Below are 18,605 nucleotides of genomic sequence, written 5' to 3'. Positions count from 1 at the left end.
CAGCGCAGATCAAGGCAGTATTGTTACCGAATCGTTATGTACGAATTCTGGGTAACCGACGGGATCGTCGCCGCCTCACACGAGGCGACAACATCGACCAATGTGTCTACCCAAGAGACCGGCGGCAGCCCAATAGTTTGCTGCCAAATATTACCGGTCAGTAAGTCTTAGTCCCACTGCCCGAATTGCGGCTTGAGGACCTGATTGATGTCGACGCCGACACCACCGACACTCTGCTTGTCGATCTCTACCTGGTGCAGGTGCGCTGCCGGATGCGTGAATCCCTTCGGCGATCCCCAGTTGTGTTGCCAAAAGTACGAGCCGATGCCGTCCTGGAGTGCCCAGTCGATCGTCTTCGAATTGGCGTAGACCCCGACCCGCTGGCGTCCGAGGACCGACTCCCAGGCCTTCAGATAGGGCACGACCTGCTGCTTGTACTGGTCCAACGAGGGGTCGTCGTCGATCGAGGCGTAGATCGGCGCGCCGTAGGACCCACCTGCGGCGACGTGCAACTGCCAGCCCCGCTTGGCGTGCTGCACGCCGGCGTTCTGGCCGCCGAGCCAGTCGGCCGTGTCCTCCTTGCCGTACTGGTAGCAGGACACGATCTTGAGGCCGCTGTTGTACAGGTCACGAGCCTCCGGTAGCAGGATGGGCTTGCCAAGCATCCACTGACCCCCTGGGCGGCGGTCGGAGACGTACCTGATGGCACCCGCCGCTCCCGCCGCGCGGATGTCGGATGCCTTGATCACCCCTGCCGCGTAGTCGAGCAGGATCCCTAGGGGCGCCGCCGACGCCGACGGTGCAGCCGTCGTTGCGGAGATCGCTGCCAACGTGCCGCCCAGGCCGAGCACGGCAGGCGCGGCGGCGGCGTACTTGAGTACGTCGCGCCGGGAAATCGACATGCACCCCAGGGTATGACAACTACCTCAATATTCTCATCAGCGCCACTGGCCACAGAGGTATCAAGATTCTGGCCGGCGGCCCGAAGTAGCCGACGGACGGAAACAGTCGGTGAAACACCGATTCCATTCGAAATCCATACTTTGGGCTGCAGTTCGACCCACCGATCCATACGATTCTCGCCATGCCTGCTGGGCCGGATTCCGGGACCGCCACCGTGTCATCTACGGGGCCACGTCCGAACCCGACCGCCCAGGGGGAACCGCAGATCGAGTTGATCGGCGTCCGCAAGGTGTTCCACGAACGCGGCACCAACGGCGTCGTCGCGGTCGACGGTGCCGACCTCACCGTCGAGGACGGTGAACTGTTCGCGATCCTCGGCCCCTCCGGATCCGGCAAGACCACCGTGCTGCGCATGATCGCCGGCTTCGAGCAGCCCACCGCGGGGACGATCCGGCTCGGCGGGGTGGACGTCACCTCTTGGCCGGCCCGCACGCGCGACGTCAACACCGTGTTCCAGGAGTACGCGCTGTTCCCCCACATGACGGTGGCCCAGAACGTCGAATACGGACTGAAGGTGCGCGGCGTGGCGAAGGCCGAACGGCGGCGCCGCACCGCCGACGCGCTCGACATGGTCCGGCTCTCCGCTCAGGCGCCGCGCCGCCCTGACCAGTTGTCGGGAGGACAACGTCAACGCGTCGCATTGGCCAGGGCCCTTGTCGGTCGGCCGCGCGTGCTGCTGCTCGACGAACCCCTCGGCGCACTCGACCTCAAGCTGCGCGAGCAGATGCAGGTCGAGCTGAAGGCCATCCAGCGCGAGGTCGGCATCACCTTCGTCATCGTCACCCACGACCAGGACGAGGCGCTCACCCTGTGCGACCGCCTCGCCGTGTTCAACGATGGCCGCATCGAACAGGTGGGCCGGGCAAGGGACGTCTACGAAAAGCCCGCCAATCGCTTCGTCGCCGACTTCGTCGGGACGGCGAACGTACTGGACGGCACCGCAGCCGACGCACTCGTCGGCAGGCCGGGCACGTTCGCCATCCGACCCGAGCGCATCGCCGTGTTCGCACCCGACACCGATGCCGTGCCAGGTGTGCGAACGGTCGACGCGACGGTGTCCGAGGTCATCTACGCCGGACCAACGACCCGGATCGTCGCGAACGCCCCACCCGGTGTCACCCTGACCGCCACGGTCCTCACCGCGAGCACCTGGCTACCCCCGAACGTCGATCACGGCGCGCCAATCACATTGGCGTGGAAGGAAAGTGCCGTACACGACCTGGACGGCTGATCCAACTGACAGGAGCACCAACCATGAAACCCACACTCGCGCGACTCGGTCTCACCCTCGCCGCATGCGCGGCCCTGGTGGTCGCCTGTTCGAGCTCGGATACTTCCGGCGGGACCGGTCAGGCTCCGCCGAAGCTGGAACCGCTGAGCGCGGTGGGCAACGGCGAGGGCGAACTCAACCTCATCGCATGGGCCGGTTACGCCGAGAACGGGTCCAACGACCCGAAGGTCGACTGGGTCACCCCGTTCGAGAAGGAGTCCGGCTGCAAGGTCAACGTCAAGCTCGGCAACACGTCCGACGAGATGGTGCAGTTGATGAGAAGCGGCCAGTACGACGGGGTTTCGGCCTCAGGCGACGCCACCCTTCGGCTGATCTACGCCGGTGACGTCGCGCCGGTCAACACCGCGCTCGTGCCCAACTACGCGTCGATCTCGCCGTTCCTCAAGGACAAGCCGTGGAACTCGATCGACGGCAAGATGTACGGGATTCCGCACGGCTGGGGCGCCAACCTGTTGATGTACAACATCGGCGTCGTGCACGACGCCCCGAACTCGTGGGCCTCGGTGTTCGACGGGGCAAGCGAGTACAAGGGCAAGGTGACGGCCTACGACTCGCCGATCTACATCGCCGACGCCGCGCTCTATCTCTCGAAGACGAAGCCGGAGTTGGGCATCAAGGACCCGTACTCGCTGACGAGTGCACAACTCGACGCCGCCGTCGAGCTGCTCAAGGCGCAGCGGGAGAACATCAGCGAGTACTGGTCGGACTACACCAAGGAGGTCCAGGCGTTCGAGTCCGGCACCTCGGTGATCGGTACGACGTGGCAGGTGATCGCCAACACGATCGGCACCGAGAACAAGGTCCAGGTGAACACCGTGCTGCCAAAGGAGGGCTCCACCGGGTGGTCGGACACCTGGATGGTCGCGGCCAAGGCCGCCCACCCCAACTGCATGTACAAGTGGATGGACTGGATCACCTCGCCGAAGGTGAACGCCCAAGTGGCCGAGTACTTCGGCGAAGCGCCTGCCCAGACGAAGGCGTGCGAGTTCACCACCGAGAAGGACTTCTGCGACATCTACCACGCGACCGATGAGACGTACGCCGCCCAGATCCACTACTGGACAACGCCCCAGAAGCAGTGCGTCGACGGCAGCGGGGACAATTGCACGGCCTACGACGAGTGGGTCGACAAGTGGCAGCAGATCAAGGGGTGACGGTTGCGGCCCCGGACGGACTGACCACCGAACCGCCCGCGGGGTCGCCCCGTAGGCGGTTCGGCCTGGCATTCCTGCTGGTGCCGCCGCTCACCTGGCTGGTGGTGGCGTACCTGGGTTCGCTTGTCGTACTGCTGGTCTCGGCGTTCTGGACCACCAACTCGTTCACCGGCGCGGTGGTGCACACCGTGACCGGAGACAACATCACCAGGGTGTTGACCGACGAGGTGTTCCGGACGGTGACGCTGCGGACCGTCGGGGTGGCGCTGGTGGTCACGGTCCTCTGCGCGGTACTGGCGGTGCCGCTGGCCCTGTACATGGCCAAGATCGCGTCGCCACGCATGCGTCTGGCGCTCGTGGTGGCGGTGACGACCCCGCTGTGGGCCAGCTACCTTGTCAAGGCGTACGCGTGGCGGATGTTGTTCTCACCGGCGGGCCCGCTGGCCTGGGCCACCGGGTACAGCCCTGGCTACGGCCTGATCGCGACCGTCGTCACGCTGACCTATCTGTGGTTGCCGTACATGATCATTCCGGTGTTCGCGGCGTTCGAGCGCGTCCCCGACTCGCTCATCGACGCAAGCTCCGACCTCGGTGCATCCGACGTGTCGACGTTGCGAATGGTGGTCGCGCCGATGGTGTTTCCCGGCATCGCCGCCGGGTCCATCTTCACGTTCTCGCTGTCACTCGGTGACTACATCGCCGTCACCATCGTCGGCGGCAAGACACAGCTGCTCGGCAACATCATCTACGGGCAACTCGTCACTGCCAACAACCAGCCGTTGGCCGCCGCGCTGTCGATCATCCCGTTGGCCGCGATCGTGCTCTACCTGCTTGCGATGCGGCGCACAGGCGCGCTGGAGAACGTCTGATGCTTTCTGCCGGCGTACGGCGCATGGCTCGAGCCTGGACCGTGCTGGTGTTGGTGTTCCTCTACGCGCCAATGCTTCTCGTCATCGTCAACGCCTTCAACGCGTCGCGTACTTTTGCGTTCCCGCCGACCGGGTTCACCCTGGACTGGTGGGCGGACGCCGCGGGCAGCAGCGGGATGTGGAAGTCATTGGCGAACTCCGCACTGGTCGGTGTTGGCGCCACCACGATCGCACTGCTGCTGGGCACCATGGCAGCGTTCGCGGTGCAACGGTATGACTTCTTCGGCCGCAACACCGTCAGCTTCCTGGTGGTGCTGCCTATCACGTTGCCCGGCATCGTCACCGGCATCGCGCTCAACGCGACGTTCACCTCGGCGCTCGGCATCACGCTCGGGCTGGCGACCGTGATCATCGGACACGCCACGTTCTGCATCGTCATCGTCTTCAACAACACCCAGGCCCGACTGCGCAGGCTCGGCACTGCCCTCGAGGACGCCTCCGCCGACCTTGGCGCGTCGTCGTGGCAGACGTTCCGCTACGTGACGTTTCCGATGATGCGCGGCGCACTGGTCGCCGGTGCGATCCTGGCCTTCGCGCTCAGCTTCGACGAAATCGTCGTCACCACGTTCACCGCGGGCCCGACCGTGCAGACCCTGCCGATCTGGATCTTCGGGAACCTATTCAGGCCCAATCAGGCCCCCGTGATCAACGTGGTCGCGGCCGCACTGACCGTGCTGGCGATCATTCCGGTGTGGCTCGCGCAGCGGTTCGGCGGCGACCCGGCCACGACGAGGGTCTGACCGGTCATGGCTCCCGGTCGCCACCGCGGCCGAAGAGTGCCGCCCGCACGCCGAGATGGTCGGCCAGGTCGCCGCCGTCGCGCACGGTGGCGAAGAACTCGGCGATGTGCGCGGAGTGGAAGCCTCGTCGCAGCAGATCGCTGATGACCGTCAACTGATCCAGGTGATGGTCGCCGTAGAAGGCCGACCGTCCTTCGTGGCGCGGAGGATCGAGCAGACCACGCTCGCGGTACGCGCGAATGTTGCGGACGCTGACTCCCGACGCCTGCGCGAGCGCCTCCAGGCGGTACTCAGCCATCACAAAGCTCCCACAAAGGCCCGGTCAGGGCCCTACTCGTGCGCGGTTCACGACACCGCATAGCCACACTGTAGACCCGGCTCGAAGTTTGCGAGAGTTCATCGTTCGTGCAACTCCCGGAAATCGATTGGCCTTCGGAGGCTGCCGTACGCGACGATTGATCGAGTGCGTGCCTGGATCATTTGGGGGACGGGGCTGCTGGCCTACGTCGTCGCCGTGCTTGACCGCACCACGCTCGGCGTCTCCGGACTGAACGCCGCCGAGCGGTTCGGTGCCAGCCCGGGCATGCTGTCGACGTTCGTCGTACTGCAGGTCGTGGTGTATGCCGCCGCTCAGATTCCCGCCGGTGTATTGCTCGACCGCTTCGGGTCGCGGGCGCTGATCGCCGCAGGCGCCGCGCTGATGGCCACCGGCCAACTCATCCTCGCGCTGACGGCGTCGCTGCCCGTGGCGATCGGGGCGCGGGCCGTCGTCGGACTGGGCGACGCCTTCACCTTCATCTCCGTCATGCGCCTCGTCCCGCACTGGTTTCCGCCAAAGCAGGTGCCGCTGCTGAGCCAGTTCACCGGCATCTGCGGCCAGCTCGGTCAGGTGCTCTCCGCGCTTCCATTCCTGGCCCTGCTCACCGGGACCACCTGGGGGACGGCGTACGTCTCGGTGTCGGCGTTCGGCGTACTAGCCATGGTGCTGGTGCTGATCGTGGTCAAGGACGGTCCGCACGGCCGTATCGTCGCGACCGAAACGATGTCACCGCGCGCCACCCTCACCAGCCTCAAGACGGTGTGGCTGCGGCCAGGCACCCGGCTGGGCTTCTTCACGCACATGGGCACCCAGTTCTCCATCACGGTCTTCGCACTGATGTGGGGTGTCCCCTACCTGACGGTGGCTCAAGGTCAGCCCATCGCCGTCGCGGGCGCATTGCTGACCATCTCCGTCGTCGTCGCCATCTTCGCCGGCATTGCGATCGGCATCTTCACCGGGCGCCAGCCGCACCGGCGGTCATGGGTGGTGCTGTCGATCATCGCGAGCAACGCCCTGGTGTGGACCGTGGTGCTAGCCCTTCCCCACCGCGCGCCGCTCTGGTTGCTGATCGTCCTCGTCGTGATCATCTCGATCGGCGGCCCAGGGTCGATGGTGGGGATGGACTTCGCAAGGACGTTCAACCCCAGCGCCACGCTGGGTTCAGCCCAAGGCATGGTCAACATGGGCGGATACCTCGCCTCGCTCTTCGTGATGCAGGCAGTCGGCGTGATCCTCGGCGTGGCAGGCGGATATTCGTTCGAGTCGTTCCGGCTGGCCTGGACCGCGCAGTACGTCATCTGGATCGTGACCGTCGTCGGAATCCTGATCACCCGCAAGAAGGCTCGCGCCCTGATGAAGGCCGAGCAGGAGCGCTCCCTCCTTGAGACCTTCGAGGCGAGCTGAGTCGCGGCTACGAAGTGTCGGCGATGCGTTTCGCGAGCGCCGCTTGGGCGTGTTGATGCCCGCTCACCTCGAAGCCGACCACGGTGACCGCAGGTGCCAGCGTGACGACCAGGAGGCACAGCGCCATGGACACGCCCACCCACGCGAGCAGGACGGCGATCACCAGCACGGCCGCGGTGAGCACCAACAGCCATAGGTGGAGCACGTCCCAGCTGCGCACCAGCATCCCGTAGATCAGGTAGATCAGACCGACGTACACCCCGACGGGAACGGCCACCGCGAACACGGTGCCCATCTCGCCGAGCTCGGAGTGTCCCTCGACGTAGTAGGCGGCGGTGTGCAGTCCCGCGCCGGTGGCCACGATTGCCGCGAACACGGCCATGTGCACGTAGCCGAACGGGAAGGACGCCTCGCGGCGGGCGTGCAGGAGGTCCGCGGCGGGCACCACGAAGTACACCCACCACATCCCGAAGGTAAGGCCGGTGCCTGCGATGACGAGCAGGATCGCGTCGGTGGTCCAGCCGTGTTCGCCGACCACGGCGCTCAGTGACGCGACGGTGCCGACGACGCCCTCACCGAGCGCGATGATCGCCAGCAGGCTGTACCGCTCGGCGATGTGGTGGGCATGCCAAGGTGTGCCGCCGCGGCTCTCGGCCAGCCACGGGCCAAACATCTCCGCGCCCACCAGCACTACCCAGATCGCCAAGGAGATCACCACCGGCGCGTGCACGAAGATGGTGCCGATCCAGCCGACCTGCACGGCGCTCACGACGGTCGCATACGTCAGGCAGGCCGCGCGATGTTCGGGATCCTGGTGGGCGGCTCGTAACCACTGCCCCACCAATGCGATTCGCATCACTACGTACCCGGCGACCAGGACGGTGTTGTCCACGTGCTCGCCGTGCTCGATGGAGGCGAAGAACGGCGGCAGGCCCAGCGCGAGGATCAGTACGCCGACCATCTGCATCATCGTCATGAGGCGATAGATCCAGTCGTCGGTGTCGTACGCCGACGCGAACCAGGTGAAGTTGATCCACGCCCAGCAGACCGCGAACGTCGCGAACAGGAAGGCCGCGAGGCCGGCACCGACGTGGCCGGTGACGAGCAGGTGGGAGAACTCCGAGGCCGAGATGCCGAAGGCGATGACGAACGTCAGGTCGAAGAGCAGTTCCAGCGGTGTCGCCACCCGGTGCTGTTCGTGTGGGTCGCGGCCCGTCATGCGGCGCAGGCGGTGCGCGCGCACCGCTGGCCGTGGGGGCTCGGGCTGCTGTTCAGGCTCGTTCACGGGCCCCGTCCTTTCTCGACGGCGGTGACCGTACCGGCTCGACGATAAGCCCGCCACATTCGCGCCATGTCAGGTCCGAAGAAACTGGTGATCGGCGCGAGCGGCTTCCTCGGCTCCCACGTCACGAGGCAACTCGTGCAGCGCGGAGACATCGTCAGGGTGCTGGTGCGCCGGACCAGTTCCACCGCGGCGCTCGACGGCCTCGACGTCGAGTATCACTACGGTGACGTCTTCGACGACGACGCGCTGCGCACGGCGATGTCAGGCGTCGACGACGTCTTCTACTGCGTGGTCGACACCCGGGCATGGCTACGCGACCCGGCACCGTTGTTTCGCACGAACGTCTAAGGGCTGCAGCACGCCCTGGATGCGGCTGTGGATGCGGACCTGCGACGGTTCGTGTTCATCGGCACCATCGGCACCATCGGCATCCCCGGCGACGATCGTCCGGCGACCGAGGACGACGCGATGAACTGGGCGGACAAGGGCGGCAACTACATCCAGTCCAGGGCGGACGCGGAGAACCTGGTGCTGCGCTACGCCGCCGAGCATGGCCTGCCCGCGGTCGTGCTGTGCGTGGCCAATACATACGGCCCCGGTGACTTTCAGCCGACGCCGCACGGCGCGCTGCTCGCGGCGGCCGCGGCGGGAAAGATGCCGGTCTACGTCAAGGGCACCGCCAGTGAGGTGGTCGGCATCGAGGATGCGGCGACCGCCCTACTGCTGGCCGCCGAGAAGGGCCGCAATGGCGAGCGGTACATCGTCTCCGAACGCTTCATCACGGCGCGCGAACTGTACGAAGCGGCGGCCGCAGCGGGTGGCTCGCGACCGCCGCGGTTCGGGATTCCGCTGTCCCTCGTGTATGTGATGGGTTACGCCGGCGACGTGGCCGGACGGGTGTTGAGGCGCGACATGCAGTTGTCGAGCCTGAGTGTCCGCCTGATGCACGTGATGCCGCCGATGGATCACGGAAAGGCCGAACGCGAATTGGGTTGGCGGCCGGAGCCGATTCACGACGCGATCCGACGAGCGGTCGACTGGTATCGGGAACTTCGGCGTCGCAGGCGTGAGGCCCATTTAGCGCTCACACGTTTGCACGCGTGCCGCGAACGTGCACGAAATGCTGACATTCCGCGGCGTGTCGCCGACAAACACGCACGCTCGCGGGGAGGGGGTGCACACCGTCGAACGTAGCGATCGCCGCCCATCCGTAGGGCGCTTCGTGAGGGGGCGCTAGCGTGAGCGGATGCCTGTAGCGGTCGGTGTCGTGCTCGCCGCGGGTATGGGCACGCGGGTCGGCGCCGACGGAAACAAGGCGTATCTGCCGCTGGCAGGCCGGAGCATGGTGTCGTGGTCGGTGGACGCCGTCGCGCGCACGCAGGAGATCGACCGCACGGTGCTGGTCTTCCGCCGCGGCGAGCGCGACCTAGCCGAACGCATGCTGCACACCGAGCTCGGTTGGGCCACCGTGGAACTCGTCGAGGGCGCCGACACCAGACACGGTTCGGAGCTCAACGTGCTGCGGTATCTGGCGGCCGACATCGAATCGGGCGCCGTCGACGTGGTGCTGATCCACGACGCCGCGCGGCCGCTCGCCGGACCGGATTTGATGCGCACCGCGTTGGCGACGGCGCGCGAATTCGGCGGTGCGGTGCCCGCACTCCCCGCCGGCGACGTGGTCAGCGCTGACACGGACGGCCGCATCTCGACGGCAGGCGACAGCATCCTCGCGCGGGTGCAGACCCCGCAGGCGTTCCGCGCGATACCGCTACTCACCGCGTATCTCGCGGCCGAGGAGAACGGCTTCGACGGCACCGATACCTCGTCGTGCATCCAGCAGTTCACCGACGTCGACGTTCACGTGTTCCCCGGCGCACTGGCGAATCTGAAGGTCACTTTCGCCGACGACGTGCGCGTCGCCGCACGCCTGCTTGCGCGATCCGATCAGCCGGGATGATGCGTCGCGCTGATCGCGTCGAGTAGCGGTGCGTCGGTGGGCAATTCGGCAGCGAAGGCGTCGGCGTCACCGTCCACCGTGGCGATGGGCGTGCCCGCGGCCAATGCGGCGACGAACTCGTCGGCGTCGCCGGTGATCGATTGGGCCAGCACCGCACTCTGATAGCCGCGGGGGTATTGCACTGTGCGCAGCGCGGTGCGATCGACCGTGCCGACCACCGCGCCGCGGTCGTCGACGACCTTGACCGTGTCGGTCATCGGGAGCACGGGCGCGACGACGGGATGGCCGGCACGCAGTCCGGCGATCACGCGCTCGGTCACGTCGACGGGGGCGAGCGGATGCCGGTGATCGTGGACCAGCACGTGCGACGCCGGATGCGCTTCTCGGCCAAGGTGTTCGACGGCGGCCGCAAGACACTGACGCCGCGTGCCAGGTGCCCAGGAGGTGATTACCGATACCGCTGACAGCCCCGCCGAGTCGAGGCAAGAGCGGGCCTCCGCGACGAGCGATTCGTCGGCGACGACGATGATCCCCGACGTGGGCACCGGCCCGAGCAGCGCGCGCACGACGCGGACGAGCGCCACCTCCCCCGCCACGGGCGCGAAGGCCGCGGCGTGCACGGTTGCGGGCAACGGCACGATCGCGGCCAGTTCCATCAGCGGAACCTACGCAGATATGCCGACCAGTTCCAGGTGGCGAGGAATCGTTCGGCCGCCGCGTAGCCGTTCGCGTAGAGCGCCTCCACTTGGTCGTCGGTGATGTCGAAGTCGAGGAACCCGACCTCGGTCGAGTCGACCCGGATGGCGCGGGCATTCACCCATGGCTGATTCAGGTATGTCTGATCCCGCCCGACCAGCGCGGTCGTGATGATGTCCTCCAGCAGATGCGTCGGCCCGAGCAGTCGCAGCGCAGCGAGCGCGGGGATCACCTTGTCGTTGCCGTCCGGCAGGTTGGGCAACACCGTGACGCCGAAACTCGGCCAGCGTGGCGCTTCGCCGTCGTTGCGGTCGAGTGAGTCGATCGGGAAGTTCGACAAGAGCCCTCCGTCGACCAGCGTCGAGGTGCGTCCTGCGGTGCTGGTGAGCGGGACCGGGCGGAAGTAGAACGGGATGGCCATCGAAGCGCGGACGGCATCGGCGACGGACTGTTCGTCGGGGTCGAGGTCGTAGACCCGTCGGTAGTCCCACGGCAGCCGCACCAGTTGGCCGGTGGTGACGTCGGCGACGGTAACCACCAAGCGGTAGCGCTGCTCTTTTGGCAGTTCGTCGTCGTCGATCGCGAGGTCGCCGAACGTGCTCACGCCGAGGCTGCGCAGCTGGCTGCGGACCCAGTCGTGGGCGTAGTCCCCCTTGTAGATGCCCGAGCCGCGGACCAGGGCCAGTGACGGACCCAGTAGGGGCACGCGTTCTATCACGCCGGGATCGAGGAACTTCCGGTAGTCCAATTGCAGCGCAAGCTCTTTCACCTGCGCGCCGGTCATCTCATCGGTCTGGGCCGCAGCAGCGACGACCGCGCCGACGATCGAGCCCGCCGACGTGCCCGATACCCGCTGCGGCCGGTAACCGGCGTCCATCAATGCGACGACCGCACCCACCAGACCGACGCCCTTGACGCCGCCGCCCGATAGGACGAGGTCGGCGGGCTTCGACGAAGGTGCCATGGTGCGATTCTGCAACCAGCGCCCCGAGGAGGCCGACGCCGGGGTTACACGGGGTCGAATGCCGAGATCAGCCAGGCGCCGTTCACCTTGGTCAGACTCACCTTTACTGCGCTCGCGGTGAACGAGCCGTCGACGTTCTCCTTGCTGGTGGTGGACTGGTTCAGGAAGACCAGCACCATCGCCGAGTCGGGCTTCAACTCGGCGACCGCTGCACGGACGACCGCCGCCGACGTCTTGACCGACTTCTGCTTCGCCGCTGGGGTGACGACGTCCGTGGTGAACTTCGTGTAGTAGTCCAGGAAGTCCCCGGTGAGGTGCGCCTTGGCGGTGGCGAAGTCCTTGTCCAGAGTCTCCGGCGTGTACGACAGCAGCGCGACGGTTCCGTCGGAGGCCGCCTTGATCGTTTCGGCGGCCACGGCGGTGTCGGTCTGCTGGTCGGGACGGAACTGGGTCAGGTACGCCCAAGAGGCCAGCCCGGCAGAGCCGAGGAGCAGCACCGCAAGCACTATCGGCACCAGCAGGCGCTTGAGTACCGGGCGGCGTGGCGGTGTCTCGTCGACGTCCTCGGCTTCGTCCTCAGCACTGGTGTCGTCGTCGGTCACTTCGGCGGTCACGTCGTCGGTCACGTCGTCGGTCACTTCGATGGTCACGGCACGAACTCGACTTTCGCCAGCTTGATTTGGCCGCCATCGCGGGCCACGTCCACGCTGAGCCGCCAGGACCGGGGACCCTGCTCCTTGCTGGCCACGTTGGACACGCGGGTGGTCACGGCCACCAGGACGGTGGCGGTGTCCCTGGTCATCGACTGCACGGCGGTGGAGTTCACGGTGGCCTCGGTGATCACCTTCGAGTCCTGAGCCACCTTGGTGAAGTCACCGGCCTGACCCTCGAAGTCCTTCTTGAAGTCGCCCGTGGTGTTGTCAATGATGCGCTGCACGTCATCCTTGGCGTGACTGAAGTTCAGCGACATCAACGTCACGACACCCTGCCGCGCGGCGGCGGCGAACTCCGCCGAACGTTGCTGCTCAGCGACGGTCTGGTGGTGTTGCCACATCATCCATCCGCTGACGCCCAGCAGCCCAAGCGACAGCACGATCACCAAAGCCGCGGCGATTGCCTTCAGTCCGGGTCGCTTGAACCGACGGCGCCGACCGGGGTTCTCGTCGACATCGTCGGGCTGGGACTCGGGCTCGTCGGCATCGGAATCGCCGTTGTTGGAGACGGTCTCCGCGACGACGTCGTCGGCGATGTCGGGTGCCGTCGGCTCGTCGAGTTCGACGGCTGCGGTCTCCTCGATCTCGGCCGGCTCGGCGACGGTCGCCGCTTCTGCGGCCACCCTCGCCTGCCTTCGCAGCCGGATGGCTCGCGCCCTGGCGCGGGCGGCGGCGGCGATGGCCTCGGCTTCGGCGGCCTCCGCCTCGGCCTCGGCCTCGTCGGCCAGTGCGAGAGCCTCGTCGCGGGTGGTTGCCTTGTCAATGTCGATGTCGCTCGGGTGATCCCTGGCATCGCCGTTGAGCACCGACGAGGTTCGCTGGCTAGGCGACATGCGACCTCCTGTCTATCCGTGAAGCACTGCGCATGGTGAGAATGGCATTTTCAGTTTTCGGTATTCGCCGACGATACCCCATGTGTAAATAGGTTCACGTAGCTCTGTTGCCTGTGGAAATGCTGATCTGATCTGAGCAGGCGCTTAGCGCGGCCGGTCGTCCACAACTAGGCCCGGGATCAGCTGCCGGCCGACGGATCGAGCTTCTGACGCCCCAGTCCCTGAACTGCACCGTGCACGAACGGGCCTGTGCCGTAGACCTCGACGAACAAGGATGAGCGCCGAGCTTCGCCAGTAATCCGATTGTGCAGTTTCGGAGAATGTTGTTTCCGAACCGTATGATGCTCATAGCACGTGCCGCGTGCGGAGCTGATTCTGATGGCGGCGAACGGAGAGCGAGCGGATGAAACTCTTGGCCTTGGGCACGGCGCTCGCGGCAGCCGCGGTGGCGATGGCACCGGCGGCCGAAGCCGACATGACGCTCGGCAACTACCAAGTGCTCACCAACCGGTACACCGATGCGTCGTGGATATGGTTCGTCACCACGTGCACGGAGACGAGACCCGGTTGTTTTCAAGTGCGGGCGCGGCCAAGTCCGCGTTTCGGCGCGTACTACAACGGCGAAGCGATACTGGCCAACGGCCGCTACACGTTGGTCACCGACGTACCCGACGGCCTGCGGTGCTTCGGCCAGGCGCTGCCCGCACGCGAAACGTGGTCATGGGATGCGATCAGCCTGGCGGGGACGATCGAATCGGCCTACGACGTGGGCTGCTCCAACGGCCCGCCCGGGGTCAACACGTGGACGTTCGCCTTGACGCGTTTCTGAATTGGGCCGCCGACCGCGTCCTCGCCCGTTACCGCCCACTAGTCGCAAATATTGTTCTAGTATCTGAAAATAATGTTTCCGAGGTCGCGTGGCACGCTGGTGACAATCCTGCCGGTCGCAGCGATGGTGCTCGGCTGCCTCGCGGCCGGCGCACCGGTGGCCACGGCTGACGAACCGGTACTCCATCACGTGAAGTACACCGTCTTCACCGAGCGTCCGTTCCCCAACGCCGAGATCTACTACCGCGACGTCGACCCGCCGTCATTCGCCGAGTACAGCCACAATCCATATGTCTTCAGCCCCAACGTGGAGGCCAACCTCGGGCCGGACAGCATGTGGACATTGGACGTCACGTTGGCCAACCCCGATCAGTGGGCCATGGTGACGGCCACCAGCATGCAGTCCCCGCAGACCCCGAACTTCCACTGCGTCATCGCCATCGACGGTCAGGTGGCAGTCACCAACCAGGGCCCAAAGGGAGCGCTCTGCTCGCTGCGGAACTGGTAGCGCCACTCATTGACTTCGACTGTGCCAGTGCGGACCTCGCGGCTCAGAGGTCGCCGCGCTCCCATGTGGCCGCGCCGTTCTGGGCGACGCAGGTCAGGAACAGTCCGTCGGGCGCCTGGGCGACCTCGCCCTCCAACGCCGGGCAGAGGGCGTTCTCGTCCTTGACGCCGTGCATCTCCGGCGACCGGAACCATCGCGGTTCGTAGCGGCGCGGCGAGCCACAGAACACCAGCCGCCCCCACGACGTCACGCCGAACGAGTAGTACGTGGTGTTGTCGCAGTAGGAGCCAAGGACGATGTTCGGAGCAATGCCAGGGGTGCAATTGGGGTCATTGCACTCGGCCTCGTCCGCCGCGGCAGGCGAGGCCAGCAGCAGAGCGGCGGGCAGGACCGCTAGGGCAGCAACCAGTGAACGCACACACTCACTCTCTCACAGGCGATAATTATGTTCTCCTTTTTAGCGAACACTGCTTTGCGAGGCACTAGACTCACAGAATGACGTCTGCTGGAGAAGCGGTGACTGGCATGCGGGTGTTCACAGGCGCGGCGGCAGTGATGACGACGGCAGCCGCCATCGGCATCGCCCCACCGGCCAACGCCGCCTACGGCATCGAGATGAACGGCACCTACTCAGTGCTGTCGAACGGTGACTGGGCCAAGACCGGCGACGTCTTCATGTCCGAGAAGACCGTCCAGGCGACCTGGACGGTGTCGACGAGTTGCACTAGCCCTTGGGAATGCACCGGACAGGTGACCAGCGACCAAGGCTGGAGCGCGCCAATCAGATTCGACGCGGACCGGTGGATCCTCAAACACGACATCCCCAACTGGGCACCCTGTCCCCAAGGCCCACCGGCCACCGGCCACCAGCAGTTGATCTTCTGGGGCACCGACCCCCTCAACTCCATGGTCGATGCCACCAGCACCACCTTGATGACGGGCTGGGACGAGACGACAACTGACAGCGGTTCGTGTGGCGTCAACCGCCCGCTCGTCATCCGGCTGCCACTGAAACTCACGAAGATCTAAGGCGTCGACGCACAACGGCCGTGCCCGATCTGGGCACGGCCGTGTCACGTCAGGTCGGCAGCAGGTCCTGCCACGACTTCGGCGCCGCTCCCGCAATCAGATTCGTCTGCTGCTCCAGGCGACCGTCGGGCGTCATGTACTTGCCGGTGGCCGGGTCGTAATGCGCGACGGCGACCGTGCCCCGCGACGGGTTCCCGCTGTAGGCACTCGGCGCCGCGGGCACCGCACCGTCGACAGGTGGCGGGGGCTCGGCCGGCGGCTGTGCTTCGATCGGTTGCCCGTTCAGTGAGTTCCCGGGAGGAGGCGGCGCCAGTAGTGCAGCTGCCGGCGGCGGCGGTCCGTCCGGAGGTGTGCCCGCGGGCACGGCACCCGGCGGCAGCGGCGTGCCCTCGACCGGCGCATAGAGCCGGTCGCTGAAGTCCACCCGGTCGTCGGGTGGGATGCCCTGTGACACCAGGTTCGGATCGAACGGGTATGGACCCAACACGTGCTGGCGCGTAGCCAATGGCTCGAACGGCTTGTCGCTGTCGCAGATCTCGACCGTCGGCGCGCGCTTCCCTGGATGGCCCATGCACGGAAAGTTGCGTGCCCCGCGTACCGAGATCGGCGAGTCCTGCGGCAGCTTGCAGTACAGCCCGTCCGGCGTGTCGATCACGGTGGTGTCCGCTGGGTTACGCCACTGCGAGGGCGGCAGGAAGCCCACTGTGCACGGCGGTGGGTCACCCAGGGTCAGGGTGAAGTCACCCGACGCCAAACCAGTGGGGTTGTTCTGCGGCAAGCCGAACGCCTGCTGTGCCGCAATGTATCCGGGGAACAGCAACAGGGTCTGCTCCAACGACGGGTTGTAGGTGACCAGCGTCTGGCCGAGCGTGGTGAGGTTCGCCAGCAGCACCGGCAGGGTGGGCTTGAGGTCGGTCAGCAGTCCAGACACCTCCTGGGCGAACCCTGGCCCACGCTCCAGGATGGTGCGCACCTGCGGGTCGTTGTTCGCCACCTGCTCGGTGATGCCGGCCAGGCTGCGCGCCCAGGTGCGGATCGAATCGGTGGTCTGCGCCTGGGTATCCAGAAGAGGCCCACTGTCGTCGATGAGCGATTTCAACTGATCCGACACCGAGTTGGTGTCGGCCGTCAGCTTGCTGCCGGAGTCGAGGAGTGACCCGAAGTCGTAACCCGCGCCGTTGAACGCCGTGTACGCCTCGTCGAGAAGCTGGCTCAGCTTCTCCTTCGGGAAGCTGTCCACCAGCGTGCTCAGCTGATCCAGCATCGGTCCGACCGCCTGCGGAATCGTGGTGTCCTGCACCGAGATCACCGAACCGTCGACCAGGAAAGGACCCGAGTCGGTCCTTGGCCGCAGGTCCACGTACTGCTCGCCGATGGCCGATACGCTGAGCACGTTGGCCTGCAGGTCGCTCGGGATCTTCGGCGAGGTGTCCAGTGTCAGCGTGGCCTCGGCACCCGCGTCGGTCAGCTTCACGTCCGTGACCTTGCCGACCTCGACACCACGGTAGGTGACGTTGCCGAAGCGGTACAGGCCGCCGGTGGCGGGCAGTTCGAGTGTCACTTCGATGCGGCCGAGGCCGCGCAGGGTCTGCACCTGGATGTAGCCGAACAGCATCACGGCAACGCCGATCACCGACGCGATCGTGAAGAGGATCAATTGAATGCGGACAAATCGCGTCAACATCAGTTGCCACCTCCTGGTGCGGGCGCGACGCCGTACGGACCGGCGAAGATCTGCGACGCCGACAGGTCAACCGGAGCCGGGGCTCCCATGGGCGCCGGCGGCGGTGAAATCGGAAGCACCGGCTCGGTCACCAGCGGTAGCGGCCCGGACGGAGGCGGTGTCTCGTCCAGCACGCCCAGGGCATCGGGTGCGGCCGGCGGCGGTCCCGTGCCTGCAAGCTTCAGTGGGTCGTACGAGTAGTTCAGATACCAGGGATCGCCCGGCGCCGGTACGAGTTTGGCGTCCTCTTGTCCCCAGCGGGTGCCGGCGAACAGCGTGCGCTTGAGCCGTGGGTAGGTGAGATCGAGAATGACGAACAGGTTCATGTAGTCGCCCTTGATCGCGCGGTCGATGAGCGACTGGCTGTATGGGAAGGTGGTGGCGTACGCGAGCGATCGGCCCAGATCGGGCCCGACGTCGCTGAGCGACTTGAGCGCAGGCTCGAGGTTGGCCAGGTTGCGCACCAGATCTGCTTGGGTGTCGTTGACGAGTTGGGTTGCGGTGTCGCTGAAGTCGCCGAGCCGCTCGAGTGCGGTGGTGATCCGTGGCCGCTCCTGGATGAGCGTGTCGAGTGCGGGCGGAATCCTCTTGAGCGCTCGCTCGATGACGTCGCGCTGCCCGGCGAACGTGCTCGCGACCCGGTTCAATTGCTCGATGGCCGCGATGATGTCGTCGTGCTGGGCATCGAGTACGCCGACGAAGTCGTCCAGCCGGGTGAGCAGTTCGCGGATCTGCGGCTCGCGGCCGGACAGCGTCAGGTTGAAGCTGTGGATGACGTCGCCGATCTGGCCAAGCCCGCCGCCGTTGACGATCGTCGACAGCGACGAAAGCGTCTGTTCGGTCGACGGATAGGTCGACGACTCATTCAGGCTCAGCGTCGAACCGGGCGCCAACGTGCCGCTGGGTTGCTCACCAACGGGCGGGTTGAGCGCCAGGTGCATCGAGCCCAACAAGCTGGTCTGGCCCACGGAGGCTACCGCGTTCGCAGGCACCACCACGCCGGGCTTCACCCTGATCTCGACGTTGGCATGCCAGTCCTTGACGTCCATCCTGCCCACACTGCCGACCACCACGTCGTTCATCATCACCGGCGAATTCGATTCGAGCGTAGCGATGTTGGCGACTTCGACGTGGTAGATGGTGGCATCCGAGCCACGCCCCACCGCACCAGGCAACGGCAGGGAGTTCAGACCCTGAAACGCGCAGCCCGTCACCGTCATCGCGACACAGGAACCGATGACGACGAACCGTCGCACAGTGTTCGTCATC

Annotated in this window: 18 protein-coding genes and 2 pseudogenes; 10 read left to right on the top strand and 10 right to left on the bottom strand. The window is 66.2% G+C overall.

Annotated features, from left to right (window positions below):
* Positions 1-167: 167 nt before the first annotated feature.
* Positions 168-902 (bottom strand): glycoside hydrolase domain-containing protein, encoded by a 735-nt coding sequence (locus tag HNP02_RS26515; protein ID WP_184443608.1) that lies wholly within the window; start codon positions 900-902, stop codon positions 168-170.
* A gap of 182 nt (positions 903-1,084) precedes the next feature.
* Here HNP02_RS26515 and HNP02_RS26510 point away from each other — a divergent pair, with 182 nt between their 5' ends.
* The 4 genes from HNP02_RS26510 to HNP02_RS26495 are packed head-to-tail and all read left to right on the top strand — an operon-like array spanning position 1,085 to position 5,077.
* On the top strand, positions 1,085-2,194 hold the full coding sequence (locus HNP02_RS26510; RefSeq protein WP_184443607.1) for an ABC transporter ATP-binding protein: 1,110 nt from the start codon (positions 1,085-1,087) through the stop codon (positions 2,192-2,194).
* Positions 2,195-2,217: 23 nt separating this feature from the next.
* Positions 2,218-3,408, top strand: a complete 1,191-nt coding sequence (locus tag HNP02_RS26505) for an ABC transporter substrate-binding protein (RefSeq protein ID WP_184443606.1) — start codon at positions 2,218-2,220, stop codon at positions 3,406-3,408.
* On the top strand, positions 3,387-4,277 hold the full coding sequence (locus tag HNP02_RS26500; RefSeq protein WP_375373710.1) for an ABC transporter permease: 891 nt from the start codon (positions 3,387-3,389) through the stop codon (positions 4,275-4,277). Before HNP02_RS26505 ends, HNP02_RS26500 begins: the two co-directional genes overlap by 22 nt.
* Positions 4,277-5,077, top strand: coding sequence for an ABC transporter permease (locus HNP02_RS26495; protein WP_184443604.1), 801 nt, complete (start codon positions 4,277-4,279; stop codon positions 5,075-5,077). Before HNP02_RS26500 ends, HNP02_RS26495 begins: the two co-directional genes overlap by 1 nt.
* 28 nt (positions 5,078-5,105) lie before the next feature.
* Here HNP02_RS26495 and HNP02_RS26490 read toward each other — a convergent pair.
* A pseudogene (locus HNP02_RS26490) lies at positions 5,106-5,375 on the bottom strand (MerR family transcriptional regulator); the annotation flags it as partial.
* 165 nt (positions 5,376-5,540) lie between these two features.
* Here HNP02_RS26490 and HNP02_RS26485 point away from each other — a divergent pair.
* Complete coding sequence (locus HNP02_RS26485) at positions 5,541-6,800, top strand: nitrate/nitrite transporter (RefSeq protein ID WP_184443602.1); 1,260 nt, start codon at positions 5,541-5,543, stop codon at positions 6,798-6,800.
* A gap of 7 nt (positions 6,801-6,807) precedes the next feature.
* Here the strand turns inward: HNP02_RS26485 and HNP02_RS26480 are convergent, their stop codons facing one another.
* A complete protein-coding gene (locus HNP02_RS26480) occupies positions 6,808-8,019 on the bottom strand; it encodes a low temperature requirement protein A (RefSeq protein WP_184443759.1) in 1,212 nt (403 codons plus the stop codon).
* Positions 8,020-8,151: 132 nt separating this feature from the next.
* Here HNP02_RS26480 and HNP02_RS26475 point away from each other — a divergent pair.
* Positions 8,152-9,132 (top strand): annotated as a pseudogene (locus HNP02_RS26475) (NAD-dependent epimerase/dehydratase family protein); the annotation flags it as partial.
* 199 nt (positions 9,133-9,331) lie between these two features.
* Positions 9,332-10,042 (top strand): 2-C-methyl-D-erythritol 4-phosphate cytidylyltransferase, encoded by a 711-nt coding sequence (locus HNP02_RS26470; protein WP_184443601.1) that lies wholly within the window; start codon positions 9,332-9,334, stop codon positions 10,040-10,042.
* Here HNP02_RS26470 and HNP02_RS26465 read toward each other — a convergent pair.
* From HNP02_RS26465 to HNP02_RS26450, 4 genes are read right to left on the bottom strand one after another with little or no spacing between them, the layout of a single operon-like run.
* Complete coding sequence (locus HNP02_RS26465) at positions 10,030-10,698, bottom strand: 2-C-methyl-D-erythritol 4-phosphate cytidylyltransferase (RefSeq protein ID WP_184443600.1); 669 nt, start codon at positions 10,696-10,698, stop codon at positions 10,030-10,032. The two genes, HNP02_RS26470 and HNP02_RS26465, sit on opposite strands and share 13 nt — an antisense overlap.
* Complete coding sequence (locus HNP02_RS26460; RefSeq protein WP_184443599.1) at positions 10,698-11,702, bottom strand: patatin-like phospholipase family protein; 1,005 nt, start codon at positions 11,700-11,702, stop codon at positions 10,698-10,700. Before HNP02_RS26460 ends, HNP02_RS26465 begins: the two co-directional genes overlap by 1 nt.
* A gap of 44 nt (positions 11,703-11,746) precedes the next feature.
* Positions 11,747-12,346, bottom strand: a complete 600-nt coding sequence (locus HNP02_RS26455) for a twin-arginine translocation pathway signal (RefSeq protein WP_375373713.1) — start codon at positions 12,344-12,346, stop codon at positions 11,747-11,749.
* A gap of 2 nt (positions 12,347-12,348) precedes the next feature.
* Positions 12,349-13,248 (bottom strand): hypothetical protein, encoded by a 900-nt coding sequence (locus HNP02_RS26450; RefSeq protein WP_184443597.1) that lies wholly within the window; start codon positions 13,246-13,248, stop codon positions 12,349-12,351.
* Positions 13,249-13,651: 403 nt separating this feature from the next.
* Here HNP02_RS26450 and HNP02_RS26445 point away from each other — a divergent pair, with 403 nt between their 5' ends.
* Together HNP02_RS26445 and HNP02_RS26440 are read left to right on the top strand one after the other, a co-directional pair.
* Positions 13,652-14,077, top strand: a complete 426-nt coding sequence (locus tag HNP02_RS26445; protein ID WP_184443596.1) for a hypothetical protein — start codon at positions 13,652-13,654, stop codon at positions 14,075-14,077.
* A gap of 123 nt (positions 14,078-14,200) precedes the next feature.
* Positions 14,201-14,584, top strand: a complete 384-nt coding sequence (locus HNP02_RS26440; protein WP_184443758.1) for a hypothetical protein — start codon at positions 14,201-14,203, stop codon at positions 14,582-14,584.
* Positions 14,585-14,627: 43 nt separating this feature from the next.
* Here the strand turns inward: HNP02_RS26440 and HNP02_RS26435 are convergent, their stop codons facing one another.
* Entirely contained in the window at positions 14,628-15,002 is a 375-nt protein-coding gene (locus HNP02_RS26435; RefSeq protein ID WP_184443595.1) for a hypothetical protein, read from the bottom strand.
* A gap of 77 nt (positions 15,003-15,079) precedes the next feature.
* Here HNP02_RS26435 and HNP02_RS26430 point away from each other — a divergent pair, with 77 nt between their 5' ends.
* Positions 15,080-15,613, top strand: coding sequence for a hypothetical protein (locus tag HNP02_RS26430; protein WP_255506967.1), 534 nt, complete (start codon positions 15,080-15,082; stop codon positions 15,611-15,613).
* A 49-nt stretch (positions 15,614-15,662) separates the two neighbouring features.
* Here HNP02_RS26430 and HNP02_RS26425 read toward each other — a convergent pair whose 3' ends face one another.
* Both HNP02_RS26425 and HNP02_RS26420 read right to left on the bottom strand, forming a co-directional pair.
* Positions 15,663-17,297: an MCE family protein gene (locus HNP02_RS26425; protein ID WP_184443594.1), complete on the bottom strand. Its 1,635-nt coding sequence runs from the start codon at positions 17,295-17,297 to the stop codon at positions 15,663-15,665.
* Positions 17,297-18,604: an MCE family protein gene (locus tag HNP02_RS26420; protein ID WP_184443756.1), complete on the bottom strand. Its 1,308-nt coding sequence runs from the start codon at positions 18,602-18,604 to the stop codon at positions 17,297-17,299. The genes HNP02_RS26425 and HNP02_RS26420 overlap by 1 nt, the downstream gene beginning before the upstream one ends.
* Position 18,605 lies beyond the last annotated feature (1 nt).

Origin of the sequence: Mycobacterium sp. AZCC_0083, assembly GCF_014202335.1 — a bacterium.
Lineage (GTDB): Bacteria > Actinomycetota > Actinomycetes > Mycobacteriales > Mycobacteriaceae > Mycobacterium.
This window is presented reverse-complemented; position numbering and strand designations above follow the sequence as displayed.